At 49.8% G+C, this 1,732-nt stretch carries 3 protein-coding genes and 1 tRNA gene; 1 reads left to right on the top strand and 3 read right to left on the bottom strand.

Annotated elements, in window-relative coordinates:
- The coding region (locus ACTHUE_RS17895) for an NnrS family protein (RefSeq protein WP_440424091.1) at positions 1 to 758 on the top strand (758 nt) is incomplete at its 5' end.
- 101 nt (positions 759 to 859) lie between these two features.
- Here ACTHUE_RS17895 and ACTHUE_RS17890 read toward each other — a convergent pair.
- The 3 genes from ACTHUE_RS17890 to ACTHUE_RS17880 form a co-directional block, all read right to left on the bottom strand.
- Positions 860 to 934, bottom strand: a tRNA-Arg gene (locus ACTHUE_RS17890).
- Between the two features lie 18 nt (positions 935 to 952).
- Positions 953 to 1,399: a DUF441 domain-containing protein gene (locus tag ACTHUE_RS17885; RefSeq protein WP_004518807.1), complete on the bottom strand. Its 447-nt coding sequence runs from the start codon at positions 1,397 to 1,399 to the stop codon at positions 953 to 955.
- A gap of 5 nt (positions 1,400 to 1,404) precedes the next feature.
- Positions 1,405 to 1,732, bottom strand: a 328-nt coding sequence (locus tag ACTHUE_RS17880; protein ID WP_440424090.1) for a polyprenyl synthetase family protein, incomplete at its 5' end; no start/stop codon positions are given.

The raw sequence follows: 1,732 nt of genomic DNA, 5'->3' as shown, positions 1-1,732 counted from the left end.
ACTATGTTGCCGTGTTCGCTATTTTTGTTTTGGGCGGCACCCATTTCGCCTTCCATCTGAAAGTGCAGCCGTTTGATGCCATTGCGCTGATGACCGGTTTGCAATCCGGTTTGATTATGGTGGCCGGGTTTATCGGTTTGATCGGTATGCGGATTATCTCGTTCTTTACGTCCAAACGCCTGAACGTGCCGCAAATTCCCAGCCCTCAATGGGTGGCGCACGCATCGCTTTGGCTGCCTATGCTGACCGCCATGCTGATGGCGCATAACATTTTGCCGGGACTGGCCGCGTTGTTTGCTCTGGCTGCCGGTGTGATTTTTACCGTGCAGGTGTACCGCTGGTGGTATAAAGCTGTACTGAAAGAGCCTATGCTTTGGATTTTGTTTGCCGGCTATCTGTTTACCGGCTTGGGCTTGATTGCAGTCGGTCTTTCTTATTGGATTTCAAACTTCCTGAATTTGGGCGTGCACCTTATCGGCGTTGGCGGTATCGGCGTGCTGACTTTGGGCATGATGGCACGAACCGCGCTTGGCCATACCGGCAACTCTATTTATCCGCCGCCTAAAGTGGTTCCTGTCGCCTTTTGGCTGATGATAGCCGCAACGGTTGTCCGTGTTTTGGCAACCTTTGTGAACGGTACGGCATACACGCACAGTATCCGTTGCTCCGCCGCTTTGTTTGCTGCTTCTTTGCTGTTGTACGCATGGAAATATATTCCTTGGTTGATCCGTCCGCGTTCGGATGGTCGTCCGGGTTAACGGTTTGGCGAAATGAGAAGGCCGTCTGAAAAGTTTCAGACGGCCTTTATTATTGATAATAAAAAAGCCTTTCAAAGTATGAAAGGCTTTTATTGAAACTGTGGCCTCGCCAACAGGAATCGAACCTGTATTTTACGCTTAGGAGGCATACGTTCTATCCGTTGAACTATGGCGAGGCGGTAAAGGAGGGGATTTTAAACCTTTCCGGCAAAAAAAGACAATAAGCCAGCGGCAATCAAAGGGCCGACCGGAATGCCGCCGACAAAGGCAACGCCGATGACTGTGCCGATTAATAATCCGGTTACTAAAACAGGCTGTTCGCTCATCAATGGAACGCCGCGTCCGGCAAGCCATGCAACCAAAATGCCGATAAGGACGGCGGCAATCATTTTAAAATTGATAAACTCGGAAACCGGCGGAATCTGGATTTTACCGGAAACCAACGGGCTCAATACGCCGATGGTCAGCAGGATGATGCCCAGATGCAAACCGTGTTTTTCCACCAAGGGAAGATATTGTGACAAGGCCGTCTGCTGCATGAGCAGCAATACCGCTGCCGAAATCGTAATCGAGTTGTTGTTGCTGACGACGCCCAAAAAAATCAGCGTAACCAGAAACAAAGGGACAAAGCTGAAATTCATCGAATTTAAGATACTCGGGCCAAAGATTCTTTTGCCAGTTGGATCATGGCTTCTTTGACTTCGCTGTCAGTCAACACGTTCAATGAAGCGATGGCTTTGTCGACGGCTTTTTTCGCTTCGGAAATCGAATACGGCAAAGCATCGGAGTTGACGACATAGTCGTGGATTTTTTCAAAATAGCTGCGGTCGGCATTTTCCAAAGCGTGGCGCACATCGTTGGCGGCCTGCTCGGAGCCGTTTCGCATCAGGTAAATCAATGGCAGGGTAGGTTTGCCTTCTGCCAAATCGTCGCCGACGTTTTTGCCGATTTCTTCGGTTTCGCCTGAATAGTCC

This window comes from Neisseria sp. P0021.S005 (assembly GCF_051956955.1).
This window is presented reverse-complemented; position numbering and strand designations above follow the sequence as displayed.

Excerpts from the sequence above, each read along its gene's own strand:
- ACTHUE_RS17885 (WP_004518807.1), bottom strand. The coding sequence starts at position 1,399 with ATGAATTTCAGCTTTGTCCCTTTGTTTCTGGTTACGCTGATTTTTTTG.